Below are 25,691 nucleotides of genomic sequence, written 5' to 3'. Positions count from 1 at the left end.
ACCTGCCTGGTGTGCCCGAGGTTGATCAGTGCCGCACGTCCGGCGTCGCCCGGACGTGCTCGAAGATCAGGCTCGTTTCGGCGTGCGTGACCGCGGGATCCGCGGTCAGGTGGTTGAGGACGAACTCGCGGAGCGCGTCGGGCGTGCTCGCGGACACGTGCAGCAGGTAGTCGTTCGCGCCGCTGACATGGAACAGCGAGAGCACCCCGGGCAGCCGGGGCACCTTGGTGCGGAACCGGTCGATCTCGTCGCGGGAGTGCGCGCCGATCCGGATCGCGATCAGCGCCTGGAGCGGCTGGCCGAGCGCGGCCAGATCCACGTCGGCGTGGAAGCCACGGATCACCCCGCGTTCGCGTAACGAGCGGACCCGGGTCAGGCAGGTCGACGGCGCGAGGCCGACTGCCTCGGCGAGCGCGTTGTTCGGCATCCGGCCGTCGGCCGTGAGCAGCTGGACCAGCTGCCGGTCCACGTCGTCGAGCCCGTCCGGGACCGGCCGCGGAGCCGGCCCCGGGCTCCGACGATCCTTCGGCATGCCACCTACTGTAGGGCCATCCACAGAATCCACAGCATGTGGACGACCCTGTGGACGAATTTTCTTCGGAACTATTGCGCCTGTCCCGCAGAAGATTCCACAGTCACCTCAGTTATCCACAGGCGGAGGAGGCTCTCATGTTGGACACCCGGGCGGTACACGCCGGCCGCGACGACCTGACCGCGCGCGGCGTCCACGTCCCGCCGATCGACCTGTCCACGACCTATCCGCTGCCCGACGTCGACACCGGCGGCGCGTCGTACGACGAACTCACGCAGGGCCGCGCCCCGGACGGCGGAAGCCTCGTCTACCAGCGCCTGTGGAACCCGAACGTCGCCCGCTTCGAGGACGCGCTGGCCGAGCTCGAGCACACCGACGGCGCGGTCGCCTTCGGCTCCGGCATGGCCGCGCTGACCGCCTGCCTGCTCGCCACCGTGGCCGCGGGCCGTCCGCACGTGGTCGCCGTACGACCGCTGTACGGCGGCACCGACCACCTGTTATCCACAGGTCTCCTGGGGACAACTGTCAGCTATGCACAACCCGATGAGGTCGCGGCCGCGATCCGCCCGGACACCGGCCTGGTGATCGTCGAGACGCCGGCCAACCCGACGGTGGACCTCGTCGACCTCCGGTACGTCGTGACCGCGGCCGGCGACGTACCGCTGCTGGTGGACAACACCTTCGCGACGCCGGTGCTGCAGCAGCCGGCCCGGCACGGGGCGAGCCTGGTGCTGCACTCGGCAACGAAGTACCTCGGCGGTCACGGCGACGTGATGGGTGGCGTCGTCGCGGCCGGTGTCGAGTGGGTTGGCCGGCTCCGGCAGATCCGCGCCGTGACCGGTGGCCTGCTGCACCCGCTGGCGGCGTACGAACTGCATCGGGGACTGCAGACGCTGCCGGTGCGAGTCCGGGCGCAACAAGCGACCGCGATCAAGGTCGCGGACTGGCTGTCCGCGCAGCCGTCGGTCGAGCGGGTCTACTACCCGGGCCTGAACGATCCGTCCGGCCTGATCGGACGGCAGCAGTCGGGGCCCGGTGCGGTGCTCGCGTTCACGGTCAGCGGCGGGTACACGGCGGCGTCCCGGGTGGCGAGCCGGCTGAAGCTGATCACGCACGCGGTGTCGCTCGGCGGCGTGGACACGCTCATCCAGCACCCGGCGGCCCTGACCCACCGCCTGGTCACCCCGGAGGCCAAGCCGGGCGACGGCCTCCTCCGCCTGAGCCTAGGCCTCGAGGACCCCGAAGACCTCACCACTGACCTCGCCACCGCACTCGCCACCCTCACCGAGCAACTTTGAGAACGCACCGACCACTTTCGCGCGCCGCGCGTGGTCGGTGGCTTCTCAAAGTTGATTTTGCGCAGAGCAGAAAGTCTGCTCAGGGCAGATCTGGGGCGGGCGGACTGTCGGGGATGGCACACTCGGTACAGGACATCCGGAGGCGAGGAGGGCCAGACGTGTTGCTACGCCAGGTGATCGGAAGCGTTTTCCGCCGGCTGCGGCGCGAGCGGGGCATCACCTTGCGTGAGCTCGCCGAGTCGGCCCAGGTGTCGGTGCCGTACCTGTCCGAGATCGAGCGCGGCCGCAAGGAGCCGTCCTCGGAGATCCTCGCGGCGATCTGCCGGGCCCTCGAGCTCGAGCTCACCGACCTGCTGGCCGAGGTGCAGTTCGACCTGACCACCGCGGTCCGCTCGACGCTCCCCGTCCACCTCCAGACCGCCGCCATCCGCGTCGAGGACCGCACCACCCACCGAATCCCATCCGGCCCCCGTACCTACTCGTCGATCCCGACGGCCTACACCCTCGTCGCGTAGAACCGATGTATCTAGCCTGACCGGGTGACTCACACGAAGTACGTCGTACGGTTCACAGTCGACGACCAGGAGTTGTCCGCCCTGCATGCGGCCGCTTTCGACGGTGGGCTTGACGTTCAGCCCTGGGGCGAGCGGCTGGATCGGTGGGCGCTGAGCTGGGTGGGTGCCTTCAGCGACGATCAGCTGGTTGGGTTTGTGCAGGTGTGCTGGGACGGCGGGGCCCACGCGTTCGTGCTGGACACCGCCGTACACCCGGACCACGGCCGGCGTGGCATCGGCAAGCAGCTCGTGCTGTCCGCGGCCGAGGAGGCGCGCAACGCCGGCTGCGAGTGGTTGCACGTGGACTTCGAGCCGCACTTGACCGCGTTCTACCTCGACGCCTGCGGCTTTCGCCCGACCGACGCCGGCCTGCTCAAGCTTCGATAGCGGTCAGGAATTCGGTCGACACGCACGACGTCAGACAGCGCTCCTTAGCGTCGCCGAGGAGGTCCGCGGTCCAGGTGGTGAACCCGCCGTCGCCGATCTCGTTGCCGGCGACGCCGATCCCGAGCGCGGTACCGGCGTAGTAGTTCGCGCTCTTCGTCCGCTCGGCGTCCTCGGTGAACGGCACCCCGAGCGCCGGACGGACCGTGTCGTCGATCCGGTCCCGCAGCCCGGACTCCTTGAACGCGGTGAAGCGCAGCTCGGCCTTCTCACCCAGTACGGCGTGCCAGAAGTCCAGGTGGTCGATCAGCATCTCCGCCTCGGTCCGGAACGACCCGGTGTCCCGCGCGCTCGACACCAGCACGAACAGCTCGAAGTGCGCCGCGAACCCCGGCGTGTCGAACGGTTGCGCGCGAACCACCCGCTGGCAGGCGGCCAGATGCACCCGCTCCTCCCCGGCGCGCCGACGTACGGCGGCCTCGATCGCCAGCTCGTTGGTCGGATCGCTCGCCACCTCGGTACCGCGGATCGTGCTGACGATCTGGTGCTGGTTGATCGTCGCGACCGCGGAGCACGTCCCGAGCGGCGCGAGCGGCGACAGCTGTACGCCGGCGAACTTCTCCGGCAGCAGCTCCCACAGCCGCTGCTGCGTCTTCACCAGCTGCCGCGGGTCGGCCGTCGACGGCCAGACGAACCGGTCCTGCTTCCAGCGTTGCAGCAGCCGCGCCGGCTTCACGTTGGCGGCCCGCTCGCGGGTCACGTCGAGCAGGACGGACTGCAGCTCGGACTGACTCAACCCGCTCACCAAGGCGTCCCGGCTGCCGTCCGGCAATTTCGCCCAGAACCGTCCGCTGACGTCTCCCATCGCTCTACTCTGACGGATGTTCCCCGGGTGCCGCGCGTCATTTACCGGTATCGTCGACGACATGAGCCCTCCGCATCGTTGACCTTCTGACCGAGCGCTGTCGGCCCGCATCGTCGCGGTCAACGCGCTGCACGACTTCATCCCGCTCTACCCGCTGTACCAGCTGCTCTTCAAGGACCACGGGCTGTCGCCTGCCCAGATCTCGCTGCTGTTCGTGATCTGGTCCGCGACCGGATTCGTGCTCGAGATCCCGTCGGGCGCCTGGGCGGACACGTACTCGCGACGCAAGCTGCTGATCCTCGGCGCCTTGATCAGCGGGCTCGGGTACGCCGTCTGGATCGCGCTGCCCTCGTTCGCCGGTTTCGCGGCGGGATTCGTGCTGTGGGGCGCGTCGTCGGCGCTGATCTCCGGTACGTACGAAGCCTTCGTGTACGACGAACTCACCGCGCGAGGCCGTGCCGAGTACTACCCGACCCTGCTGGGCCGTGCCCGCTCCGCCGCCTTCGTGGCGAACCTGGCGGCGACGCTCCTCGCCGCGCCACTGTTCGACCTCGGCGGCTACGTTCTCGCCGGAGTGGTGAGTGTGCTGAGCTGTCTGGTCGAGGCCGCGGTCGCCTGGTCGTTGCCCGAAGCCCGCCCGGTCGACAACGCCCGCGAGTCCACGCAGGCCGCCTTCACGAACTACTTCCACATGCTGCGGACGGGTGTATCCGAAGTACTGACCAGTCGCGTCGTACGACGGGCTGTGCTGCTGGTCGCGCTGCTAGGCGGGTTCCTGGCGTTCGACGAGTACTTCCCGTTGTTCGCCCGCGAGACCGGCGCGGCGAACGGGGCGATCCCGTTGCTGATCGCGGGAACCGTTGCCGCGCAGGCGATCGGCGGTGCGCTCGCGGGACCGGCGTACAAGTTGCCAGTAGCAACGTTCACGATCGGGCTGGTGGCGACCGCGGTACTGATCGGGACTGGCGCGCTCGGGCGCTCCCTGTGGGGCTTCCTGCCGATCGCGATCGGGTACGGCGTACTGCAACTGGTGATCGTGGTGTCCGAGGCGCGGCTGCAGGACGCGATCAGCGGTCCGGCGCGGGCGACCGTGACGTCCGTGTCCGGTCTGTTCGCCGAGGTGTCGGCGATCGCCGTGTACGGCGGCTTCGCGCTCGGGTCGATCTGGTTCCCGATCTCGGTCCTGATCGCGGCGTTGACGGTGCCGGTCCTGCTGACCGCGTTCGTCGTACCGCTCGCGCTGGCGGCGCCGCGTAGTTCGTCGGGTGCCGAAGCAATCGACACCTAGCCTCACAGCATGAGCATCGAAAACGTTCTATGACCATGAGGAAACAGAGTGCGCTCGCAGCCGGTGCGGCCGCGGTGACGGTTGTGTTGTGGGCGTCGGCGTTCGTCGCGATCCGGCATGTCGGCGCGGACATCTCGGCGGGTGCGTTGTCGCTCGGCCGGTTGCTGGTGGGCAGCGTGGTGCTCGGGATCTTCGTGTTCATACGACCGCGGCGTTGGCCTGAGCGGGCGGACTGGAAGTTGCTGCTGGCGTGCGGGTTGCTGTGGTTCGGGGTCTACAACCTCGCGCTGAACGAAGCGGAGCGGCACCTCGACGCGGGGACGACCGCGATGCTGGTCAACATCGGGCCGCTGCTGATCGCCTTGCTGGCAGGTCTGTTTCTGCACGAGGGATTCCCGCGGCGGTTGGTGATCGGGAGTCTGGTCGCGTTCGGTGGTGTGGTGTTGATCGGGGTGTCGTCGTCGCACGGGAGCGCCGTGACATGGGGCGTGGTGCTGTGTCTGATCGCCGCGGCGGCGTACGCGATCGGCGTCGTGTCGCAGAAGCCGCTGCTCGCGCGCCTCCCCGCGTTGGAGGTCACGTGGTTGTCGTGCGTGATCGGCGCGATTGCGTGTCTGCCGTTCGGGCCGGCGTTGGTCCGGGAGGTACGGCCGTCGACCCTGTGGTGGGTGGTGTTCCTCGGCGCGTTCCCGACCGCGATCGCCTTTACCACTTGGGCTTATGCGTTGGCGCGGACGACCGCGGGCCGGATGGGCGCCACGACGTACCTGGTGCCGCCGCTCGCGATCTTCCTCGGGTGGCTGCTGCTGGGTGAGAGCCCGGCGCCGCTCGCGTACGCCGGTGGCGGGCTCTGCCTGGTCGGGGTCGCGATCTCGCGTTACCGGGCGAGGCCGGCAACCAGGGTGGAAAGGCCCGACTCGAAGCCGCTGTCGAAGTCGTAGGCGAGTCCCTCCGGGCCGAGCTCGGCGACGATTCGGGTCAGCGTCGGCGCCTTCTCGGGTGGCAGGTCGCGGACCCGCGCGAGCAGATCGGGGGCGAGCTCGAAGGTGTCTGCCTGTACGGACGTCTCGCCGAGCGTGAAGCCGTGGATGAAGTCGACCAGGGTGTTCGCGGCCTCGAAGATCTGCCGCGGCGCGAGGCCGGCGCGGTCGAGCGCGCGGTAGAACGGCTCCATCGTCACCACCACGACGCTCGAGACGGCGGAGGTGTCGGACAGGACCTGGAGCGCGAGGTTCGGGTGTGCGCGCAGCCCGTTCCGGTACGCCCGGGCGGCGTCCTTCAACTGCTCGTCCCACGGCACCGCGGGACCCGGGTCGGGTAGCTCCAGCTCGGCGAAGACCAGCTCCGCGAGGCCGGCCAGCACGGCGGCCTTGTTCGGCAGGTGGTGGTACAGCGACATCGGGTTGACGTGCAGCGTCGCCGCGAGCCGGCGCATCGTCAGCGCGTCGATGCCCTCGTCGTCGACGATCCGCAGCGCCGCGGTCAGGATCGCGAGCCGGCTCAGGCGCTCCTCCCCTGCCCGTGGCCGTCCGGAACGCTTGCCGACGTTAACCATACGCCGTATGATACATAATCATACGTTGTATGGATAAGGAGGACGGATGCAGCCGTTGACGGGGAAGGTGGCGCTGGTCGCCGGGGCGACCCGAGCGGCCGGGCGCGGGATCGCGGTCGAGCTCGGCGCGGCCGGTGCGACCGTGTACGTGACCGGTCGCAGCACGCGGGCGCGACGATCGGAGATGGACCGCCCGGAGACGATCGAGGACACCGCGGAGCTCGTCGACAAGGCCGGCGGGCGCGGCATCGCCGTACCGGTGGATCATCTGGATCCGGCGCAGGTGCGTGCGCTGGTCGAGCGGATCGAGCGCGAGCAGGGCGCGCTGCACATCCTCGTGAACGACATCTGGGGGCAGCACGGGGAGCCCGAGTGGGACAACACCGTCTGGGAGAGCGACCTCGCCGGAGGGCTCCGATTGCTCGAGCTGGGCATCAACACGCATGTGATCACCGCGCATTACGCGTTGCCGCTGCTGATCAGGTCACCTGGCGGGTTGGTGATCGAGATGACCGACGGCACCGCCGAGTACAACGCGGAGACCTATCGGGTGTCGTTCTTCTACGACCTGGCGAAGGGTGCGGTCGGGCGGATCGCGTTCGCGCTGGCGCACGAGCTGGACAAGTACGACGCGACCGCCGTGCTGCTGACGCCCGGGTGGTTGCGCTCCGAGGCGATGCTCGAAGGATTCGGCGTCCGCGAGGAAAACTGGCAGGACGCGACCGAACAGGTCCCGCACTTCGCGATCTCCGAGAGCCCGTCGTACGTCGGCCGCGCGGTGGCGGCACTCGCGGCCGACCCCGACGTACGCCGCTGGAACGGCAAGTCCACGTCGAGCGGCGAACTCGCCCAGCTCTACGACTTCACCGACCTGGACGGCAGCCGCCCCGACGCCTGGCGCTACATCGTCGAGGTAGAACACGCCGGCAAACCCGCCAACACGACGGGCTACCGCTAAGCCGGTGCCCGCAGGCGACTACCGCCAATCCGGTGCCGCGGGGGCTAGAGCCTGTACGGCGGGCAGACCTCGTCGCCGGTGCCTGCGGAGACGACTGGCTCGGCCGTGGACGACAGGGCAGCATGCGGATGCGCGGCCGCGATCGGGATCCCCATCGTGGCCGCCAACGCCAGCACCTCCCCCAGCCTCCTCGATCGGCCGGATCCGCCGCTCGTACGTCACCCCGCCCCGGACATGCTCCAACTCATCCCGCTGCACGACATACTCCGCCCGCGGAAACCCCGCCCGCACCCCGTCCGACGCCCACCCCACATGATCCAGATGCACATGCGTCAACACGACCGCATCCACATCCTCAACCCCCACCCCGACCTGCCCCAACAACCCCCGCAACCGCCCACTCACCCCCAACCACTCAGCCGCCTCCCCACCCGCCGGCCCAACCCCCGCATCCACCAACATCACACCGGAGTCCGCCACCACCAGATAACCATGAAAATGCATCAACCACCCACCCCCACGAACATTCCCGCCCACCCGCACTCCACCCAGCCTGCTCCAACCCCCAACCAGCCAGGGTCCCCGAAACCCCCTCAGGAAACACCGCCACCGCATCACACAACACCGTCACGTCCACGGCCAGCACTGCTCCCACCCCGCCGGAAACCCCATCTCCGACAAACTCCGCCCACAGGCTGACAGCTCGACGGTTATCAACTCGCGTACTTCCGAATCCCAGTCGTCTTGGCCGATCCGGTTCAGCAGGAACGCCAGGACGCACAGCGTCGAGTAGATCCGGTGGTGAGTTGCCCCGGGAAGACTCAGGTGATGCAGCTCCGGGATGGTTGCCAGCTGCCGGGAGCCGATCTTGTTGACCATGTGCCGATTCCACAGGCGCGAGTGATGGGCACAGATGTTGCGTACGTAGTTCAAGACCCGCAGCGGCCGTCGTACTTCGTCTGGAAGTGCACCACGAAGTCCTCTGAGGACCGGCGCTGACCGTCCTGTAGTTTGGCGATCCACTCGTCGTACTTGCTGCGGCGCCCGGCGGCGGCCTGGGTGAACTGCCCGTCGAGGTTCGTTCGATCCAGATGAGCGTAGGCACCGCGCTTGCCCAAGGTGAAGCCGATCATCACCCGGAGCGCGATCTCGACCCGTTCGATCGCGTCCAGAACGTGCAGCTTGAGCCGGCGGTCGGCGTCGTACAGCCGGACGACCGTCTTGAAGTTGGTACCCGCGACGAACTGATCGTCACGCTGCCTCGGTCCGGGCTGGCGACGGTACGGGTACCAGTAGCCGCTCAACCGGTAGTAGCCGATGACGCTGAGCAGCTCGGCTGCGGCGGCAGGGTCGTCGATCACCATGCCTCTGCTCTTCAGCAGCTGGACTTGGTCATCGAAGGACAGGTGTGGCTTGGAGTAGGAAGTCACTGGAAATCCCCCGGAAAAGACGACCAGCCCGTGCCCGAGTGGGCAGAGGGGCTGGTCTTGCTGTGTACATGATATCCGGGCACGCGGGTCGTTACCACCTGGATTCATGGCCTGTGGATATCAGGCGAGGAGCATCCAGGTGGCCAGGGTGGTCATGAGGAGGGCTATGGCGGTGTCCAGGAGTTGCCAGGCTCGGGGGCGGGTGAAGAAGGGGGTTAGTTTGCGGGAGAAGAAGCCCAGGGCGAAGAACCAGAGGAAGCTGGCGGTGACGGCGCCGAGGCCGTAGAGCCAACGGTCGTTGGTTCCTCGTTGGTTGGCCAGGGAGCCTAGGAGTACGACGGTGTCCAAGTAGACGTGCGGGTTGAGGTACGTGAAGCCCAGGCAGGCCAGTACGACGCTGTGGAGGGCGGCGGGGGCGTGGTCGGCGAGGGTGATGGCTCCGGGGTGGAAGGCTCGTTTCGCGGCCAGGAATGCGTACGTGTAGAGGAACGCGGCGCCGCCGAACTTCGCGATGTCCAAGGCGAGTTGGCTGCGGGTGAGGAGGGCGCCGAGGCCGAGGATCCCGCTGGAGATCAGCAGTGCGTCGGAGAGTGCGCAGGTCAGCACGACCGGGAGTACGTGTTCGCGGCGTAGGCCCTGGCGGAGGACGAAGGCGTTCTGGGCGCCGATCGCGACGATCAGCGACAACGACGTGACGAATCCGGCCAGGAGGGGCATGTCTCCGACGGTAAGCAGTGGACCGCCTTCAAACCAGCTAAAGATTCTGAAGCACCATTAGGATTGCTTCATCATGCAGTTCGACTCGGTGCAACTCGAGACGTTCGTGGCGGTCCTCGACGAGGGCAGCTTCGACGCGGCCGCGCGCCGGCTGAGCGTCACGCCGTCGGCGATCAGCCAGCGGATCAAGGCGCTGGAGAGCCGGCTCGGTCAGGTCGTCGTGATGCGCGGCAAGCCGGCCCGGGCGACCGCGGCGGGGGAGGCGCTGCTCCGGCTCGCGCGCCAGGTCGCATTGCTCGAGCTCGAGGCGATCGCCGCCGTCCGCGGCACGGTCGACACGCAGCGGATCCCGATCGCGGTGAACGCGGACTCGCTGAACAACTGGTTCCTGCCTGCGATGCTCGACCTGTCCCGGACCCACGACGCCCGGTTCCTTGTGCACCAGGAGGACGAGGAGCACTCGGCGGAGTACCTGCGCAACGGTACGGTCCTCGCCGCGGTCACCGCCGACCCGCGCCCGGTGCAGGGCTGCCGCGTCGTACCGCTGGGAAAGATGCGGTACCTCCCGCTCGCGACCCCGGAGTACGCCGAACGCTGGCTGGCCGGCAAACCGTTGCCCGAGGCCCTTGCCGAGGCGCCGATGGTGATCTTCAACGAGAAGGACGTCCTGCAGCACCGGCTGCTCCGCAAGGTCACCCGGCGGAAGCTGGACCCGCCGGCGCACGCGATCCCGGCGTCCGCGCCGTTCCACGAGGCGGTCCGGATCGGGCTCGGCTGGGGCATGATCGAGGACCAGTTGGCCGGACCCGAGCTGGCCGCCGGGCGGATGGTCGAAGTTGCCCCGGGCAAGTACATCGACGTACCGCTGTACTGGCAGCACTGGAAGCTCGAGTCCGGCATCCTCGACGCGCTCACGGACGCGGTACGGCGGGCTGCCGAGGCCGGCCTGCGAACGGTGACAGGTCAATCGCGTTCCCGACCTTGAGCGACATCTCCCGGATCAGGTTCCGCCACGGCAGGTACGGCATCATCCGGTACGACAGGTCGCGGACCCGCGTGAACCACTTCGTCGCCGGATGAACCAGCGCGCCCCGTCCACCGCCTGCTGCTGACACACCGCGACGAAACCCTTCATCCGTACGTCGTACTCCGCGAACGCCTGGGCATGATCGCCGCCGCTATAGCGCGATCCGGCCGCGGGAGTAGTTGTCGAGCTCGATCTGGCTGATCGAGTCCAAGTAGAAGTCCGGGGCGGGGGTGGGGCCTCATGAGCGGTTTGGGAGACCTGGGCGCAGATTGTCGACAATCTGCAGGGGCCGCTGTGGAGTGCGCAGTTCGAGGTGCTCAGTTTGGGCGGGAGCATGCCTGAGCTGGTTGCGGACCTGCTGAAGATGCAGGGGCAGGCCCGGGAAGGGCTGGCGGAGATGTTCGGTGGGGTGGAGGCGGGCCGGCCTCGGAGGAGGTGCAGGCGATCGGGCGGTTGTTGCAGGCGATGTTGCTCGGGGTGGTGGCGCAGAGCATGTTCGACCCGGCGAGTGCGCCGACCGGTGAGCAGTTGGCGCAGGCGCTACGGGTGCAGGCCGATCGGGTCAGTCCCAGCGCATAGCCATCGGGTTGTCGGCGGGGATCAGCCCGTCGGCCATCAGTACGGCGCTGAGCGGATGCACCAGGTCGTGCAACTCGACGGCCGACTCGTCCCCGAGCGCCCGCCACCCCTGATCCGCCAGCGCGTCCGTCGTCTCCTCGACCTGCTCGCGCAACGCCCGCCCGGTGTCCGTGAGAGCCCCGGCCGCGTCCAGCAGCCCGCGCGTCCGAAGATCCTCGGACGCCTCCGCCCACTCCTCGTCGCTCCACCGCCGGTTCGCCTGGAAGACCTCCTTGTCCGGACCGCCGGCCGCGGAGATCGTGACCAGCGCCTGACACGGACTGAGCCCGGCCGCGACCAGTGCCGCGATATGCCCGTCGCCGCGTGACTCCCGCAGGATCGTGGTCGCCTGCCAGAGCACCAGCGCCGGCTCCGTTGGCCATTCCAACGATGCATTCGCCGCGGCGATCGGCCGCCCCGCGACCGGCGCCAGCTCCGCCGCCCGCCGCGCGACCTCGGCCGCCCGGTCGAACGTCGCGTCCGGGAACAACCGTCGTACGGCGTTGTCCACTGCCGTCAGCCGCACCGCGAGGAGCTGCTCCGGCGTGGCGTAGCTCCACGCGTCCGGGAGTGACCGCGCGACCATCGCCGGGTGGAAGTTGTAGAACACCGCCGCCACGAACTCCGGACCGACCGCGCCGAGCGGCGCCGCGCGACAGCCGAAGTAGCTCATCCAACCGCCCTTGAGCCCGAGCGCAGCGGTCGCCCGCCGCGTCTCCGGGGCGAAGTACGTGATCGCGTGGAACGGCTCGAGCGCCTTCCACATCCGGCGAGCGCGATTCATGGCAAGGGACGGTACATGACATGTAGACCGACGTACCCGAGCTTCGGGTGGTCGAAGGTTTCCGGGACGGTGCCGGCGATCCGGAAGCCGAGGGCCTGCCAGAGGTGTACGGCGGGTTCGTTGGTCTCGACGACTGCGTTGAACTGGATCGAGCGGAACCCGGTCCGCCCGGCCCACGCGATCATGTCCTCGCCGAGCGCACGCCCGACACCGCGACCGCGCGCCTTCCCGTCCACCATGAAGCTCGCACTGGCCACATGCGCACCGGGACCGGGCCGGTTCGGGTACATGTTGGCGCTCCCGAGAACGGTGCCGTCGGCATCGACCGCGACCGTCGTCCGCGCCACCGGCGAGCTGGACGGCGACATCCAGAGCGCCCGCGCCTGTTCCTCGGTGAGCGCCGGGTCGTACGTGTAGGTCTCCCGCGCGCTGACGATCTCGTGGAAGAACGGCCAGATGGCCGGCCAGTCGTCGGCGGTCGCGTTCCTGATTTCCACAGACATAGTGGGAGAAGCATCACCCGCCGTTCACCGGAAGCCAAGCGGATTGCGGCTAGGCTTGCTGGGGATGAGTAGATCCGTGACCCAAGGGCTGCCACGTTGGACCCTCGTCGTGCCCGCGCTCGCCTTCCTGGACCTCGTGGCCTCCTGGCACCGGGACCTGGGCACCGTGCTGCTGCTCCTGGTCTGTATCGGTCTCGGTGCCGCCGTGTTCGCGGCCGTCCACCATGCCGAGGTCGTCGCGCACAAGGTCGGGGAGCCGTTCGGCACGTTGATCCTGGCGCTCGCGGTGACCGTCATCGAGGTCGCGCTGATCGTGACGCTGATGGCGTCCGGCGGCGACAAGGCCGCGTCGCTCGCCCGGGACACCGTGTTCGCCGCGGTGATGATCACCTGCAACGGAATCCTCGGCCTGGCGCTGGTCGTCGGCTCGCTGCGGCACCGCGTGCAGACGTTCCGGGTGCAGGCGTCGTACTCCGCTCTGACCGTGATGACCGCGCTGGTCACGTTGAGCCTCGTGCTGCCGACGTTCACCACGAGTGCGGAGGGACCGCGGTTCAGTGCCGCGCAGCTCGCGTTCGCCGGTGTCACGTCGCTGGTGCTGTACGGCGTGTTCGTGTTCATCCAGACGATCCGGCACCGCGACTACTTCCTCCCGGTCGGCGCGAACGGCGACGTCGACGAGGACGAGGACCATCACGCCGACGCGCCGAGCGGAGCGACCGCACTGCTCAGCCTCGGTCTGCTGTTCGTCTGTCTGGTGTCGGTGGTCGGCCTCGCGAAGACCGTCTCGCCGAACCTCGAGCACGCCGTCCAGTCGGCCGGCCTGCCGCTGTCCGTCGTCGGTGTGGTGATCGCGCTGCTGGTGCTGCTGCCGGAGACGATCGCGGCAGTGCGGGCCGCGCTGCGCAACCGTCTCCAGACCAGCCTCAACCTGGCGCTCGGCTCGGCGCTGGCCAGTATCGGCCTGACCATCCCCGCGATCGCGGTCGCCTCGATCTGGCTGAGCGGTCCGCTCGTCCTCGGGCTCGACGGCAAGGAGATGGTGCTGTTCGCGCTGACCGTCGTGACCGCCATCATCACGCTGTCGACCGGCCGCGCCACGCTGTTGCAGGGCGCCGTTCACCTCGCGGTGTTCAGCGCGTTCCTGTTCCTTGCGGTAAGCCCCTGAGGTAGGCGACCACCGCGTCCTGGTGGTTGTGTTCCGCCCAACTCAACGCGTTCCCGTGGTAGTTGGGGTCGTGCAACTCCGGGTCGGCCCCGAGCTCGACCAGCCTCCGGACCGTGTCCAGGTGGCCGTTGAGCGCGGCACGGTGGATCGGCGCGGAGCCGCGCGAGATCTGGTTCAGGTCGTACCCGAGTCGCTGCAGCGGTTCCATCGCCTCGGCGCGCCCGACCTCGGCCGCCCGGACCGGAAGGTGCCGGTTGCGCGCGACCGCGCCGGCCGCCAGCGCGGCGTCGACGTTCGGAAACTCACCGCGCATCGCGGCGGCGTACACCTGGTGGATCTCGTCCAACGGCTCCGCACCCCGCGCGCGGAGCAGCTCGGCGATCTCCGTATGGCCCTGGACCGCGGCGAGCTCGTACGGGCGTTCGCCGCTGAACCCCGGGTGCCGGGTGCCGGTGCCCTCCGGATCGGTGCCTTGGGCAAGTACCAGTTCGGCGCGATGCAACAGGCCGGCCATCGACGCGAACACCAGCTCGTCCTCGAGCAGCTGCCGCGGGGTCGGATGCGCGGTCGTCATCCGCTCGTGCCACGGCCCGCCGTCACCACGGCCGAGCCCGTACTCCAGCAGCAGCTCCAGGTGTACGTCGTCGTACGGCGGGGGACAACCGGGACCGCAGTTGTACATCGTCTGGCTGTCGTTGGGGTCGGCGCCCGCGTCGAGCAGCAGCCGCGCCAGCTCGACCCGATCGCGGTGCGGCGGCTGGTCGCCCTCGCCGCGGCCGAACACGCCGGTGAGTGCGGTGAACGGCGACGGCATGCCCTGCCAGAGGTAACCGGCGTTCGGGTCGGCGCCGTTCTCCAGCAGCCTGCGGGCGATCTCCACCTGGTGCGGTGCCTCGAGGCGGCTGTACGTGAGGTAGAGCAGGGGCTCCCAGCGGTACGGTCCACCCTCGGTACTCGCCTGAGTGAAGTCGATCCCGTCCAGGTCGCCGGCCACGACCTGGGTGTAGATGTTGCTCTGGGCAATCTCCGGGAAGCGCTCCAGGAGCTCGCGCGCGGATCGTTGCCGGGCCGGATCGTCCTCCCCGTAGTGCAGGGTCGCGAGCCGGAGGAACTCGTCGGCACGGTGCTCCGGGGTGTCCAGCGGTCCTCCGACGGACTGCTGGTGCGGCGAGCGGCTGTAGCGGTCGACCAGCTCCAGGTGCCGGACGATCCGCGGCCAGCTGGGGAAGCCGTAGCTGCGAGCGATCACGAGTTGCGCGTCCGCGAGCGTTCGTACGGGGTGGAACTCGTCGGCCAGTGCGACGGCTGAGGGGTCACCCGCGCCCACGCTTTTGAGCAGGGCCTTCGCCTGGCCGCGCAGGTGATCGACATGCGGGTCGTTCGGAAGATTCCGGGTCGGCATCGCCGACCTCCTCTCTACGAGCCTGCTGTCCGCGTCGTCAGGCGAGAAAGGAGGTCAATCCATACTCGAACAAAAGCATCTCAGGTGGGCTGAGCCCTTCCCGCGGACCGGTGGCACCCTGAGCGCCTACGACCGAGAGTAGCTCACCGCGACTTCTCCATCCACCACTCGGTGAACTCGTGCGCGCGGTCCTTGTCCATCCGGATCACCCACAGGTTGCTGAACTCGCCCGGCGGATTCGTCAGGTACGTCGTCCAGCCGCGGACGAACGCCACGCCGTCACCGAACCCCAGCACCTCGTACTCGAACGTCGTCTCGCCCGGCGCGTCCGCGAGGTCGATCCAGGCGTCGACGATCGCCTCCTGGCCGACCACCGGCGGCTCGTCCGGGCGTCGGTACCAGGCGGCGTCCGCGGTCCAGAGCGCGGCGATGTCCTTCGGATCGTTGCTCTCCCACGCCTTCCGGTACTTCTGCACCCAGCGGTCGAGGTCCTTCTCCTTCACGCGATCCGTCGGCCGTTGAGGACGACCGCTGCCGGTCGCGCCAGTACGTCGGGGTGCTCGCGCGGGTCCGCGTCGTACGTGACTAGGTTGCCGGTGCCGCTCAGCCCGAGGAAGTCCTGCGCGCCGGTCGACGCCGCGGTGATGGCCTGCTCGACCGTCAGCCCGTGCTTGACGAGCATGTCGATCTCGGCGGCGACCGTGCCGACCACGTCGGATCCGGTCAGCACGTGGACGCCGTACCGCTCGGCCAGCGGGAGGACCGACGCGAGGTACGCCGACCGTTCCTCGCGACGGGCCCGGCGTTCGGGCGTCTCGTCCGGGCGCGGGCTGACCGAGGCAGACAGCGTCGGGGTCCACGCGCCGCCGCGTGCGCCGAGCGCCTCGAGGTCCTGCTCGGTCAGCGCCGTACCGTGTTCGACCGAGTCGATGCCGGCCTGGATCAGGCCCGTCACGTGGTCGGTGTCGACGTGGGCTGCGACTCGGGCGTTCCGGGAGTGCGCCAGCTCGACCATCGCCGCGACCAGCTCGAGGTCGTAGGTCGGGCGGGTCTTGCTGCCCCGGATCGGGCCGTCCGGGCCGACATCCGGGAAGTCGCCGACGAGCTTGAGCCAGGTCGCACCGTCGGCGATCTCGGCCTCGACCGCGGCCAGCAGGTCCTCCGGAGCGACCGGCTCGTACGCCCGCGGGAAGTACTGACCGGCCGGGGCGAGGAAGCGCCCGGCGGCGAGCACCAGCGGGCGGCCGTCGTCCGCGTCCCGCGCGAGCCGCAGCGTGACGTCGCGGTTGCCGCCGACGTCCCGAAGCGCGCTGACCCCGGCACCGGCCAGCTCCGCGAGCCGCTCGGCCGCGAAGTCCTCGCCGCGCAGCACCGGTCCGTCCGGGGTGGCGTCGAAGGTCAGGTGGCAGTGCGAGTCGACCAGACCCGGTACGGCGTACCGGCCGGGCAGCTGCTCGCCGGTGGGGTCCTGGCCGAACGTCAGGCGGGCGGTGCCCCCAGCGGGGAGGACGGTTCCTTCGAAGACCCAAGTCGTCATACCCCCATCGTGCCCTAGATCACGTTCAGGCCGACTTGAACATGTTCAAAAGATCGGCGTACGGTCAGGAACGACAGGATTTGAACGTGTTCAAGAAGTGGGGTGGATGATGGATCTGACAGTCACGACGTACCTGCTCTACCTGCTGATCGCGGTGCCGTTGACGATCTGGGTGGCCCGGACGCTGAGCCGGTACGGGCGGATCTTCCTGGTCGACGTGTTCGACGGGAACGAGGACATCGCGGACGCGGTGAACCGGCTGCTGGTGGTCGGGTTCTACCTGCTCAACCTCGGGTTCGTGACGCTGTTCCTGCGCAGCGGTACGCCGGTAGCGAACGCCAGCGGGATCTTCGAGCAGCTCAGCGTGAAGCTCGGGATCGTGATGCTGGTGCTCGGCGTGGTGCACCTGACGAACGTGTGGATCTTCAACAAGATCCGCAACCGCAGCAGGCTCGACACGATGACCCGCCCGCCGGTGCCGCCGAACGACACCGTCGCACCGGTGACGATGACCGAGCACGCCGCGCGGTACGGGTACTGAAGGCCGCCGGCCGTGCGTGAACTGACAGTGCTGTACGACGCCGGATGTCCGCTCTGCCGCCGGTTCAAGAACTGGCTGGCCGGGCAGAAACCGGCGTCGGACGGGTACGGCGGGGTGGTGCGCCTGCGGTTCGTCGCGGCAGGGTCGGCGAACGCGCGGGCGCGCTACCCCGCGCTCAACCACGCGGCGACCTTGCGCGACATCACGGTGATCGCGGACGACGGGTCGGTGTACGTCGGCGACCGCGCGTGGATCGTATGCCTGTGGGCAACGGGGGAGCACAGGCATACCGCGGTACTGCTCGCGAGTCCGGCGATGCGGCCGGTGGCGCGGGCGATGGTGCAGGCAGCGGCTGGGCTGCGGCAGTTGACGGGAGGTGATTACGCTGACGGGTGTGACGGACGGTGCGACCGCGAAGGGCGAGCAGACGCGTGAGCTGATCCTGACGACGGCGTTGCGGTTGTTCCGGGACCAGGGGTACGGGAAGACGACGATGCGCGCGATCGCCAACGAGGCGGGCGTTTCGGTCGGGAACGCGTACTACTACTACGGTTCCAAGGACCACCTGATGCAGGCGTACTACGACCTGCTCCAGGACCAGCACCGCGCCGCCGTCGAGCCGGTGCTCGCAACGGAGCAGGCGTTCGTACCGCGGATGACCGGCGTACTGCGGGCCTGGCTGGAGGTGGCCGCGCCGTACCACGAGTTCGCCGGCACGTTCTTCAAGACGGCGGCCGATCCGCGGAGCCCGCTGTCGCCGTTCAGCGAGGAGTCACGTCCGGCGCGGGACGCGAGCGTGGAGATCTTCCGTCGGGTCGTGGACGGCTCGGACCTGAAGCTCCCGCCCGACCTGAGGTCCGAGCTGCCCGAGCTGCTGTGGCTCTTCCAGATGGGGATCGTGCTGTTCTGGGTGCACGACCAGTCCGAGGACGTACGGCGTACCCGCACGCTGATCGACCGCGCCGTACCGCTGCTGGATCGGCTGCTCCGCCTGACCCGCATCCCCGGCGTCCGCGGCGTCACCAAGGACGTCGTCAGCCTGATCCACTCGATCAAGCCGTAGCGCACTACTCGCCCGTCTCGCCGTCGAGGCGTTCGCGGAGGAGGTCGGCGTGGCCGTTGTGGCGGGAGTACTCCTCGATCAGGTGGATGTAGAGGTAGCGGACGGAGTACGGCTCGTCGTGGCCGGGGCGGTGGAAGGTGTCGTCGAGGGAGTAGTTCGCGGCGAGTTCGTCGGAGCGGCGGACGATGGCGCGGTAGTCGGCGAGGTCCCGCTCGGCCTGCTCGGGCGTCACCAGGTCGAAGTCGCCGTCGGGGTGCTCGGCGGTCCAGTACTTCGGAGGCGAGTCGTGGCCGGCGAGCGCGCGGTGGAACCAGTACTGCTCGACCTCGCCGAGATGCCGGACCAGTCCGATCAGCGACATGCTCGACGGGTCGGCCGTACGGCGTACCAGCTGGTCGCCGCTCAGGCCGGAGACCTTCCACCGGAGGGTGCCGCGGTGGTAGTCGAGGAAACCCTGCAGGAGCGTTCGCTCGTCGGCAGCGGTGGGCGGATCCACCCGGAACTCGGTCACCAGCAGAAGGTAACCCGTGTGACGAGCATCCTGGGGACAATTCGACCAGCCACACCCATCGGTGCCGTAGACTGTCTGTGACGGCCCGCCCAGTTCTGCCTCGGGCCGGTGAGCGCAATTACCCTGCGCCAGCAGTCGACCACCACGCGCCGCGGCCCAACCGGCCGCGCCGGGCAGGACGACCCCCGAACTTTTGGAGTACTTCTATGGCGGCCCGCCGCCCCACGTCTACCACCACGCACAACCAATCCACCCCCCAGAACCGCAAGCCCGCCGCCGCGGCGGGTGACCCGCGACCGCGCCGTCGGCGCCGCTCCCGGCAGTCCGCCACGGCCGGCCCCGAGGTTGCTGAAAGCAACGATCTCGGGACGCTCGGCGACGACGTCGTCGAGACGGTTGCCGTTGACAACCGTACGTTCGCGGAGCTCGGCGTACCCGAGTCGCTGGTCGCCGCGCTGGCGACGGCCGGTGTCAGCACGCCGTTCCCGATCCAGGCGGCGACGCTGCCGGATTCGCTGGCCGGCAAGGATGTTCTCGGCCGCGGCCGGACCGGATCCGGCAAGACGTACGCGTTCGTGCTGCCGGTGCTGGCCAGGCTCGCCGCGAGCGGCACCAAGCGCCGGCCGAACCAGCCGCGCGCGCTGGTCCTCGCGCCGACCCGTGAGCTCGCGACCCAGATCCAGGCGTCGATCACGCCGCTCGCCGACAAGCTCGGGCTGCGCTCGATGACGATCTTCGGCGGCGTCGGCCACGGCCCGCAGATCACCGGCCTGCGGAAGGGCGCCGACATCGTCGTCGCCTGCCCGGGCCGGCTGGAGGACCACGTCCAAGCCGGGCACGCGAAGCTCGGCGCAGTGGAGATCACCGTGCTCGACGAGGCCGACCACATGGCGGACCTCGGCTTCCTGCCCGCCGTACGGCGGATCCTCGACCTGACTCCGGCCACCGCTCAGCGGTTGCTGTTCTCGGCGACGCTGGATGCCGGGGTCGACGTTCTGGTCCGGCGTTTCATGACCGATCCGGTCACGCACAGCGTCGACTCGGCGCGATCGCCGGTCGCGAAGATGACGCACCACGTGTTGCACGTGCGGCCGGACTCGCGGCTGCCGGTGCTGGTCGATCTGACGGCCGCGCCCGGTCGTTCGCTCGTGTTCACCAGGACGAAGTACGGCGCGAAGGCGCTGACGAAGAAGCTGATCGCCCAGGGCGTGCCCGCGGTCGAGCTGCACGGGAACCTGTCGCAGGGCGCCCGGACGCGGAACCTGGAGGCGTTCTCGGACGGTACGGCGCGGACGCTGGTCGCGACGGATATCGCGGCTCGCGGGATCCACGTCGACGGCGTCACACTGGTCATCCACGCCGACCCGCCGGTCGAACACAAGGCCTACCTGCACCGCTCCGGGCGTACGGCGCGGGCCGGCGCCGAGGGCACCGTCGTCACGCTGATGACCGACGACCAGGTCCGCGACGTCCGCGACCTGACCCGCAAGGCCGGCATCACCCCAACCACCACAAAACTCGACCCAGGCCACCCCCTCCTCACGGAACTGGCTCCGGGCGACCGCACGTACGTCACCCCCTCCCTCAAGGAAACCCCCACCAACCAGCCCTCCACCGGCCGCTCGTCGTCCAGGCGCTCCGGCGCCAACCGGAGTGGCGCCAACCGCGGCGGTGCCAACAGCGCCGGCACGTCCCGCTCCGGCGCCAACCGCTCCGCAGCCAACGGTGGAGCCGCCCGCGCCGGAGCACCCCGAGCCGAGACCGGCCGCCCAACCACCGGCCCAGCCGACAACGGCCGCCCTGAAACCGCCGGCCCCGGACGCCCCAACCGCCGCCGAGGCAACCGACGCCGCCGCGCGACCGGCCAGCAGGCCGCCTAACCCGGCCGACGCCGCCGTCCCACCGGCTCAGGGGTGACCCCTGAGCCGGTGGGTAGGCACGTGGCATGAAGGCGTGCAACCCACCAACTCAGGGGTCAACCCCTGACACATTCAGCCCGCTGACGCCCGAGCGGGCCTGTTGCCACCCGAACGTTCCTTGCGGCGGCGGCGGCGGCGGCCAGCCGGCCGACGGGCGGTGGTCTGGGGCGGGTTAGGTTTGGGCTGACGGAGAGGGTGATGATGCGGGTTCGTACGGTTTTGAATGATCTGGTGCCGGGGGCGCTGGGTGTTACCGACTCGCACGATCACCTGTTCTTTCGGTCAGCTGTACTGCCCGCGGAGCAGGTGCTTGACGACGGGGAGGCGGCGGCTGCCGAGGTGCGGGCGTTTGCGGATGCCGGCGGGCAGGCGATCGTGCAGTGGACGCCGCACGGGTTGAACCGGCGGGCTGACCTCCTGCCCGGGATCTCCAGCAGGACCGGTGTGGCGATTGTCGCCGCGACCGGCCTGCACCGGCGCGAGCACTACCCGGACGGGTACGTCGACAAGGTGCAGGACCAGCTTGCCGAGATCTTCGTCCGGGAGCTGACGACCGGGATCGCCGACACCCAGATCCGCGCCGGCCTCATCAAGGTCGCCGGCGGGTTCCACGTACTCGACGCCCACGCCGACCACGTCATGCGTGCCGCCGCCGAAGCCCACCACGCGACCAACGCCCCGATCGCCGTCCACCACGAGCTCGGCTCCGCCGCCGACGCCGTACTCGACCTGCTCGTCGACGAACTCGACGTCCACCCCGCCGCCGTCATCCTCGGGCACCTCAACCGCTTCCCGGACCACCGCGTGCACCTCGACCTGGCGCGTCGCGGCGCGTGGCTCGCGTTCGACGGCCCGTCGCGGGCCAACAACGCGACCGACCCGCGGTTGATGGACTGCCTCGGCGCGTTGATCGACGCCGGGTACGCCGACCGCCTGCTGCTCGGCGGGGACACCACCGCGGCCCGTGCCCGCGCCGCCACCGGTGAAGGCCCCGGCATGCCGTACCTGCTCACCCACCTCCGCCCGCGGATCACGCAGTACTTCGGTGCGGACGTCGCCGACGCCGTGTTCCGGGACAACCCAGCGCGTGCCTTCGCCACGGATTGGCGCGCGTAGCGGTACGTTCCCCGCATGAACGTGGTCGCACAGATCTTCGTCGTCGTCGCGGGGCTGTTCCATGTGGTCGTGTTCGCCATGGAGAGCCTGCTGTTCCGTAAGCCGAGTACGTACGGCCGGTTCCTGGTGAAGGAGAACGAGGTCGAGACCGCGCGCCCGTGGGCGTTCAACCAGGGGTTCTACAACCTGTTCCTGGCGCTCGGTGCGCTCGGCGGCCTGATCTGGGGCGGCAACAAGGGCCACGCGATCGCGCTCTTCGCGTGTGCCTGCATGGCCGGCGCCGGCCTCGTACTGATCGCCTCCGACCGCCGGATGGCCCGCGCCGCGGCAGCCCAGGCCATCCCGCCGATCGTCGCGCTGGTCCTCGCCGCCCTTCTCTAGTTGACTTAAAGTGCACTTGAGGACCGATGGTTCTCGGCATGACCACCGTCTCCGAGCCGGCCACCGAGACCGGCGGTGTCCTCTCCCCGCAGTACCGCGCACTGACCGTCGGGATGGTTGCGCTGATCACGCTGACCGCGTTCGAGTCGCTGGCGGTCGCGACTGCGATGCCGACCGTGGCGCAGGCGCTCGACGGGCTCAGCCTGTACGCGCTCGCGTTCGGCGGACCGCTCGCGTCCGGCGTCGTCGCGATGGTTGTCTCCGGCACCTGGTGTGACCTGAAGGGCCCGACGCGCCCGCTCTGGCACGGTACGGCGTGGTTCCTGGCCGGGCTGATCATCGCGGGCCTGGCGCCGTCGATGGAGGTCCTGGTCGTCGGCCGGGTCATCCAGGGGTTCGGCTCCGGCCTGTTGATGGTCGCGCTGTACGTCGTCGTGGGGCAGCTGTACCCGGCCGGCCTGCGCCCGCGGATCTTCGCCGCGTTCGCGACCGGCTGGGTCGTACCGTCGCTGGTCGGACCAACGATCGCCGGCCTGATCGTCGAGCACACCAACTGGCGGATCGTGTTCCTCGCGGTTCCGGCGATCGCGGTCCCGGCAGTGCTGGTGATGCGGCCGGGGCTGGCCCGGGGGAGCGTGTACGACGTACGTCCGGGCAAGCTGTGGGACAAGCGGGCGCTGTGGGCGGTCGCGGCGGCGGTCGGTGTCGGGCTGCTGCACTACGGCGGTCAGCAGCGCGGCGTACTGCAGATCGTGCTGCTCGCGATCGGTCTGGCCGGTGTCGTCGTGTTCGGCCCGCGGCTGCTGCCGTCCGGGACGTTCAGCTTCGGGCGCGGGCTGCCGTCGGTGATCGCGCTGCGTGGGCTGGTGGCCGCGGCCGGGTTCGGCGCGGAGGTGTTCCTGCCGCTGATGCTGACCCGGCAGCGCGGGCTGTCGCCGGCGCTCGCGGGTCTCGTACTGACGATCAGCGCGCTGAGCTGGTCGGCGGCGTCCTGGTACCGCGGGCGGCCGAAGCAGCCGTTCTCGCACGCGGTGTTCCTGCAGGCCGGGATGGTGGCGATCGTGCTCGGGATCGTCACGGCGGCGCTGACGCTCAGTCCGCAGGTGCCGATCCTGGTCGGCATCCTCGGCTGGAGCCTGACCGGGCTCGGCATGGGTACGGTGTTCCCGACGCTGTCGGTGCTGGTGCTGGAGTATTCCGAGCGCGACGAGCAGGGCGCCAACAGCTCCGCGGCGCAGCTCAGCGACTCGTTGGCGACAGCAACAATCCTGGCGATCGGCGGATCGTTGTTCGCGGCAATGGAACCGCACTCCGCCGTACTGGCGTACCTGGTCGCCTTCGGCCTGCCCGCAGCATTGGCCCTGCTCGGCGTACCGGCAGGACGTCGTACCTAGGTGGTGTCTGGCAATTCCCCGCCTACTGCGGGGCACTCGGCACGGCACCTCGCCGCACGGGTGCAAAGGCCACGATGCTCCGCATCGAGACCTTCGCCCCCGCGCGCCGAGCTACCGCACCGAGCACCTCCTCGCTACGGCGCGGAATTGCCAGACACCACCTAGTCCTTAGTGCCGGTCACCGCGATGCTGGCGCCGAGGCCGATGATCATCAGGCCGCCGGTGCCGCCGACGAGTTCGAGGCGGCGCGGGGAGCGGGCGAACCACTCCCGCGCCGTCCCGGCCACGAACGCCCAGATGCTGTCCGAGCAGAGCGCGATCAGGACGAAGATCGCGCCGAGGATCAGGATCTGCGCCCAGGCCGGGCTGCTCGCGCCCTTGTCGACGAACTGTGGCAGCACGGCCGCGAAGAACACCGCGGTCTTGGCGTTGGTCACCCCCACGAGGAACCCCTGCCGCACGGTCTTCCGCCCGCTGCTCGGCTTGACGCTGGTCGCGAGCGCCTCGGCCAGCGACTTCCGGCTCCGGAACGCGTGGACGCCGAGATAGATGAGGTACGCCGCGCCCCCGAGCTTCACCGCGGTCAGCGCGATCGCGCTCGCCGCGATCAACGTCCCGAGCCCGGCGGCGATCAGTACCAGCATCACCGCCGCGCCGAGGGTGTTGCCGACCATTGTCAGGACGGCTTCCCGGCGCCCGACCGCGAGCGCCCGTCCGACGATGAACAGCACGCTCGGCCCCGGGACGACGATGATGATGAACGCGGTGATCGCGAACGCGATCAGATGATGAGCGGACGGCATCTCCTCAGGGTAAGTGCGACGGCGTCGCGGTGCACGGGGGTATCCGGCGGGTGGTCACTGGTCAGCGGGACCCTTCGGCTGCCAGACTGCGGTGACCCGGTCCCCGCGCCCAGAGGGGCCGGTCGTCACGGGGAGTCACGATGGCGGTGTCCGAGCAGCTGGCCGAGCGGTTCCGCGCGAATCACGAGCTGCTCGTCGCCGCTCGCGACCGCCTGCAGGCGGCGGTCGACGCCGGTACGGCGAGTGCCGACCAGCGGAAGCGGCTGGACACCGTCAACGAGCTGCTCGTCCCGGTCAAGGACACCGCGGTCGATTCCGACGGCAACGTCGTCGAGATCGAGCGGCCGCGGCAGTTCCTGAAGGTCGATCCGGAGGGCAAGGGCCGCGCGATCGAGGTCCTCGGCGATCTCGGGCACGCGAAGCACCTCGCGGTCGTCGTCCCCGGGATGGGGAACAGCCTGGACACCTTCCGCGGACAGTCGGACCGTGGCGAGCTGATCCGGCAGGAGGCCGGGCCTGACACCGCCGCGGTGGTGTGGTTCGACTACGACTCGCCGCAGGGTCTGCTGGAGGCCGCCGGCAAGGAGGCGGCGATCGACGGTGGACCGCGGTTGGCGGAGTGCCTGGACGAGCTGGACGAGTTGAAGGACGAGGACGCCGACGTCACGGTCGTCGCGCACTCGTACGGCACCGACGTGGCGGCCGAGGCGGTGATGAAGGGCGGCGCCCGGCCGGCGCGGCTGGTGATGACGGGGTCGCCGGGGATCGAGAAGTACGTCGACGAGGCCGCCGACTTCGTCCAGCCGCCGACCCGGCTGTTCACCGAACGTGCGCCCGGGGACTACGTGGCGTACTCCGAGTGGCACGGGCCGGACCCGGCGACGTTCCCGGACGCGATCCGGATGGCGACCGCCGACCCGCACGGCCAGGACCCGGTGTCGGTGCACTGGCACAACGAGTACTACCGGCCGAACAGCGAGGCGCTGCGCAACGTCGGACGGGTGGTCCGCGGTGATCTGGATGCGATCACGACGACGGACACCGGCCGCGGCGAGGAGACCAAGCTCGCGTGGGGAGTCCCGCTGAACAAGGCGTCCCAGGTCGTGTCGGCGGTGTACAACGAGGTGACGGGCCTGCCGGATCGGGACGGAGCCGCCGCGGCGGCGTACGGCGGGGTCGTGGCTCCGTCCAGCCCGTCGATGGCGTCCGCGGCGTCGGCAGCCGTTCAGGTCAAGGCGAACATCCCGTTCCGACCTGGCAGCGGACAGGCTAAAGGTCCCAGGCAATGACGGCCGCTGAGCAGGTCCAGGCGAACGGGTCCGGTCCGTGGCGGTGTGGGATGG

At 69.5% G+C, this 25,691-nt stretch carries 30 protein-coding genes and 2 pseudogenes; 17 read left to right on the top strand and 15 right to left on the bottom strand.

The window, feature by feature from the left end:
• Nucleotides 1–25: 25 nt before the first annotated feature.
• Complete coding sequence (locus tag JOF29_RS23225; protein ID WP_209696592.1) at nucleotides 26–532, bottom strand: Lrp/AsnC family transcriptional regulator; 507 nt, start codon at nucleotides 530–532, stop codon at nucleotides 26–28.
• 137 nt (nucleotides 533–669) lie between these two features.
• Between JOF29_RS23225 and JOF29_RS23220 the strand changes: the two genes are divergently transcribed.
• The 3 genes from JOF29_RS23220 (at nucleotide 670) to JOF29_RS23210 (ending at nucleotide 2,771) form a co-directional block, all read left to right on the top strand.
• A complete protein-coding gene (locus JOF29_RS23220; protein WP_209696591.1) occupies nucleotides 670–1,830 on the top strand; it encodes a trans-sulfuration enzyme family protein in 1,161 nt (386 codons plus the stop codon).
• 158 nt (nucleotides 1,831–1,988) lie between these two features.
• Nucleotides 1,989–2,345 carry a helix-turn-helix domain-containing protein gene (locus JOF29_RS23215; RefSeq protein ID WP_209696590.1) on the top strand — a complete coding sequence of 119 codons (357 nt, stop codon included), beginning with the start codon at nucleotides 1,989–1,991 and terminating at the stop codon, nucleotides 2,343–2,345.
• 24 nt (nucleotides 2,346–2,369) lie between these two features.
• Nucleotides 2,370–2,771 (top strand): GNAT family N-acetyltransferase, encoded by a 402-nt coding sequence (locus JOF29_RS23210; protein ID WP_209696589.1) that lies wholly within the window; start codon nucleotides 2,370–2,372, stop codon nucleotides 2,769–2,771.
• Here the strand turns inward: JOF29_RS23210 and JOF29_RS23205 are convergent.
• The gene (locus JOF29_RS23205; RefSeq protein WP_209696588.1) at nucleotides 2,758–3,633 is read right to left on the bottom strand and encodes a hypothetical protein; all 876 of its coding nucleotides are present in this window, start codon (nucleotides 3,631–3,633) and stop codon (nucleotides 2,758–2,760) included. The two genes, JOF29_RS23210 and JOF29_RS23205, sit on opposite strands and share 14 nt — an antisense overlap.
• 97 nt (nucleotides 3,634–3,730) lie before the next feature.
• Here JOF29_RS23205 and JOF29_RS23200 point away from each other — a divergent pair, with 97 nt between their 5' ends.
• Together JOF29_RS23200 and JOF29_RS23195 are read left to right on the top strand one after the other, a co-directional pair.
• Nucleotides 3,731–4,921 (top strand): MFS transporter, encoded by a 1,191-nt coding sequence (locus JOF29_RS23200; protein WP_209699957.1) that lies wholly within the window; start codon nucleotides 3,731–3,733, stop codon nucleotides 4,919–4,921.
• Between the two features lie 35 nt (nucleotides 4,922–4,956).
• Nucleotides 4,957–5,862, top strand: a complete 906-nt coding sequence (locus JOF29_RS23195) for a DMT family transporter (protein WP_209696587.1) — start codon at nucleotides 4,957–4,959, stop codon at nucleotides 5,860–5,862.
• On the opposite strand, the gene JOF29_RS23190 is transcribed toward JOF29_RS23195, so the two are convergent.
• Complete coding sequence (locus JOF29_RS23190) at nucleotides 5,799–6,476, bottom strand: TetR/AcrR family transcriptional regulator (protein WP_209696586.1); 678 nt, start codon at nucleotides 6,474–6,476, stop codon at nucleotides 5,799–5,801. The two genes, JOF29_RS23195 and JOF29_RS23190, sit on opposite strands and share 64 nt — an antisense overlap.
• 46 nt (nucleotides 6,477–6,522) lie before the next feature.
• Between JOF29_RS23190 and JOF29_RS23185 the strand changes: the two genes are divergently transcribed.
• Nucleotides 6,523–7,434, top strand: a complete 912-nt coding sequence (locus tag JOF29_RS23185) for an SDR family oxidoreductase (RefSeq protein WP_209696585.1) — start codon at nucleotides 6,523–6,525, stop codon at nucleotides 7,432–7,434.
• A 44-nt stretch (nucleotides 7,435–7,478) separates the two neighbouring features.
• On the opposite strand, the gene JOF29_RS44695 is transcribed toward JOF29_RS23185, so the two are convergent.
• The 5 genes and pseudogenes from JOF29_RS44695 to JOF29_RS23165 all read right to left on the bottom strand — a co-directional run bounded on the left by JOF29_RS44695 (nucleotide 7,479) and on the right by JOF29_RS23165 (nucleotide 9,581).
• On the bottom strand, nucleotides 7,479–7,610 hold the full coding sequence (locus tag JOF29_RS44695) for a hypothetical protein (protein ID WP_281067425.1): 132 nt from the start codon (nucleotides 7,608–7,610) through the stop codon (nucleotides 7,479–7,481).
• 85 nt (nucleotides 7,611–7,695) lie between these two features.
• Nucleotides 7,696–7,896, bottom strand: a pseudogene (locus JOF29_RS46040) (MBL fold metallo-hydrolase); the annotation flags it as partial.
• A gap of 165 nt (nucleotides 7,897–8,061) precedes the next feature.
• Nucleotides 8,062–8,313 (bottom strand): Abi family protein, encoded by a 252-nt coding sequence (locus JOF29_RS23175; protein WP_245359383.1) that lies wholly within the window; start codon nucleotides 8,311–8,313, stop codon nucleotides 8,062–8,064.
• 66 nt (nucleotides 8,314–8,379) lie between these two features.
• Nucleotides 8,380–8,798, bottom strand: a pseudogene (locus JOF29_RS23170) (Abi family protein); the annotation flags it as partial.
• Between the two features lie 186 nt (nucleotides 8,799–8,984).
• A complete protein-coding gene (locus JOF29_RS23165) occupies nucleotides 8,985–9,581 on the bottom strand; it encodes a LysE/ArgO family amino acid transporter (protein WP_209696581.1) in 597 nt (198 codons plus the stop codon).
• Nucleotides 9,582–9,654: 73 nt separating this feature from the next.
• Here JOF29_RS23165 and JOF29_RS23160 point away from each other — a divergent pair, with 73 nt between their 5' ends.
• Together JOF29_RS23160 and JOF29_RS23155 are read left to right on the top strand one after the other, a co-directional pair.
• Nucleotides 9,655–10,566 carry a LysR family transcriptional regulator ArgP gene (locus JOF29_RS23160; protein ID WP_209696580.1) on the top strand — a complete coding sequence of 304 codons (912 nt, stop codon included), beginning with the start codon at nucleotides 9,655–9,657 and terminating at the stop codon, nucleotides 10,564–10,566.
• Between the two features lie 477 nt (nucleotides 10,567–11,043).
• Entirely contained in the window at nucleotides 11,044–11,187 is a 144-nt protein-coding gene (locus JOF29_RS23155) for a hypothetical protein (protein WP_209696579.1), read from the top strand.
• On the opposite strand, the gene JOF29_RS23150 is transcribed toward JOF29_RS23155, so the two are convergent.
• Nucleotides 11,171–12,010, bottom strand: a complete 840-nt coding sequence (locus JOF29_RS23150; RefSeq protein WP_209696578.1) for an SCO6745 family protein — start codon at nucleotides 12,008–12,010, stop codon at nucleotides 11,171–11,173. The two genes, JOF29_RS23155 and JOF29_RS23150, sit on opposite strands and share 17 nt — an antisense overlap.
• Complete coding sequence (locus tag JOF29_RS23145; protein WP_209696577.1) at nucleotides 12,007–12,513, bottom strand: GNAT family N-acetyltransferase; 507 nt, start codon at nucleotides 12,511–12,513, stop codon at nucleotides 12,007–12,009. The genes JOF29_RS23150 and JOF29_RS23145 overlap by 4 nt, the downstream gene beginning before the upstream one ends.
• A gap of 64 nt (nucleotides 12,514–12,577) precedes the next feature.
• On the opposite strand from JOF29_RS23145, the gene JOF29_RS23140 reads away from it, so the two are divergent.
• Nucleotides 12,578–13,681 (top strand): calcium:cation antiporter, encoded by a 1,104-nt coding sequence (locus tag JOF29_RS23140; protein ID WP_209696576.1) that lies wholly within the window; start codon nucleotides 12,578–12,580, stop codon nucleotides 13,679–13,681.
• Here JOF29_RS23140 and JOF29_RS23135 read toward each other — a convergent pair.
• The 3 genes from JOF29_RS23135 to JOF29_RS23125 form a co-directional block, all read right to left on the bottom strand.
• A complete protein-coding gene (locus JOF29_RS23135) occupies nucleotides 13,647–15,083 on the bottom strand; it encodes an ankyrin repeat domain-containing protein (protein WP_209696575.1) in 1,437 nt (478 codons plus the stop codon). The two genes, JOF29_RS23140 and JOF29_RS23135, sit on opposite strands and share 35 nt — an antisense overlap.
• 143 nt (nucleotides 15,084–15,226) lie before the next feature.
• Nucleotides 15,227–15,586, bottom strand: coding sequence for a YybH family protein (locus JOF29_RS23130; RefSeq protein ID WP_209696574.1), 360 nt, complete (start codon nucleotides 15,584–15,586; stop codon nucleotides 15,227–15,229).
• Nucleotides 15,583–16,620: an amidohydrolase family protein gene (locus JOF29_RS23125; protein WP_209696573.1), complete on the bottom strand. Its 1,038-nt coding sequence runs from the start codon at nucleotides 16,618–16,620 to the stop codon at nucleotides 15,583–15,585. Before JOF29_RS23125 ends, JOF29_RS23130 begins: the two co-directional genes overlap by 4 nt.
• Before the next feature lie 106 nt (nucleotides 16,621–16,726).
• Here JOF29_RS23125 and JOF29_RS23120 point away from each other — a divergent pair, with 106 nt between their 5' ends.
• Genes JOF29_RS23120 through JOF29_RS23110 form a run of 3 tightly spaced genes read left to right on the top strand, consistent with a single transcriptional unit; the run spans nucleotide 16,727 to nucleotide 18,224 of the window.
• Nucleotides 16,727–17,161 carry a hypothetical protein gene (locus JOF29_RS23120; protein WP_245359381.1) on the top strand — a complete coding sequence of 145 codons (435 nt, stop codon included), beginning with the start codon at nucleotides 16,727–16,729 and terminating at the stop codon, nucleotides 17,159–17,161.
• 12 nt (nucleotides 17,162–17,173) lie between these two features.
• Complete coding sequence (locus tag JOF29_RS23115; protein WP_209696572.1) at nucleotides 17,174–17,596, top strand: thiol-disulfide oxidoreductase DCC family protein; 423 nt, start codon at nucleotides 17,174–17,176, stop codon at nucleotides 17,594–17,596.
• Complete coding sequence (locus JOF29_RS23110) at nucleotides 17,556–18,224, top strand: TetR family transcriptional regulator (RefSeq protein ID WP_209696571.1); 669 nt, start codon at nucleotides 17,556–17,558, stop codon at nucleotides 18,222–18,224. Before JOF29_RS23115 ends, JOF29_RS23110 begins: the two co-directional genes overlap by 41 nt.
• Before the next feature lie 4 nt (nucleotides 18,225–18,228).
• Here the strand turns inward: JOF29_RS23110 and JOF29_RS23105 are convergent, their stop codons facing one another.
• Nucleotides 18,229–18,735 (bottom strand): DinB family protein, encoded by a 507-nt coding sequence (locus JOF29_RS23105; RefSeq protein WP_307863626.1) that lies wholly within the window; start codon nucleotides 18,733–18,735, stop codon nucleotides 18,229–18,231.
• Between the two features lie 206 nt (nucleotides 18,736–18,941).
• Here JOF29_RS23105 and JOF29_RS23100 point away from each other — a divergent pair, with 206 nt between their 5' ends.
• The 4 genes from JOF29_RS23100 to JOF29_RS23085 all read left to right on the top strand — a co-directional run bounded on the left by JOF29_RS23100 (nucleotide 18,942) and on the right by JOF29_RS23085 (nucleotide 23,545).
• Entirely contained in the window at nucleotides 18,942–20,615 is a 1,674-nt protein-coding gene (locus tag JOF29_RS23100; RefSeq protein WP_245359379.1) for a DEAD/DEAH box helicase, read from the top strand.
• A gap of 237 nt (nucleotides 20,616–20,852) precedes the next feature.
• Nucleotides 20,853–21,770: a phosphotriesterase family protein gene (locus tag JOF29_RS23095; RefSeq protein WP_209696570.1), complete on the top strand. Its 918-nt coding sequence runs from the start codon at nucleotides 20,853–20,855 to the stop codon at nucleotides 21,768–21,770.
• Between the two features lie 15 nt (nucleotides 21,771–21,785).
• Nucleotides 21,786–22,151 carry a DUF1304 domain-containing protein gene (locus tag JOF29_RS23090; protein ID WP_209696569.1) on the top strand — a complete coding sequence of 122 codons (366 nt, stop codon included), beginning with the start codon at nucleotides 21,786–21,788 and terminating at the stop codon, nucleotides 22,149–22,151.
• Between the two features lie 38 nt (nucleotides 22,152–22,189).
• A complete protein-coding gene (locus JOF29_RS23085) occupies nucleotides 22,190–23,545 on the top strand; it encodes an MFS transporter (protein WP_209696568.1) in 1,356 nt (451 codons plus the stop codon).
• 161 nt (nucleotides 23,546–23,706) lie between these two features.
• Here JOF29_RS23085 and JOF29_RS23080 read toward each other — a convergent pair whose 3' ends face one another.
• Complete coding sequence (locus tag JOF29_RS23080) at nucleotides 23,707–24,348, bottom strand: LysE family translocator (protein WP_209696567.1); 642 nt, start codon at nucleotides 24,346–24,348, stop codon at nucleotides 23,707–23,709.
• A gap of 140 nt (nucleotides 24,349–24,488) precedes the next feature.
• Between JOF29_RS23080 and JOF29_RS23075 the strand changes: the two genes are divergently transcribed.
• Nucleotides 24,489–25,637: an alpha/beta hydrolase gene (locus JOF29_RS23075; RefSeq protein ID WP_209696566.1), complete on the top strand. Its 1,149-nt coding sequence runs from the start codon at nucleotides 24,489–24,491 to the stop codon at nucleotides 25,635–25,637.
• The last annotated feature ends 54 nt before the right edge of the window (nucleotides 25,638–25,691 follow it).

It is taken from the genome of Kribbella aluminosa, assembly GCF_017876295.1.
Classification (GTDB): Bacteria; Actinomycetota; Actinomycetes; order Propionibacteriales; family Kribbellaceae; genus Kribbella; species Kribbella aluminosa.
The sequence above is the reverse complement of the archived record's forward strand: the minus strand, read 5'-3'. Positions and strand labels throughout refer to the sequence as shown.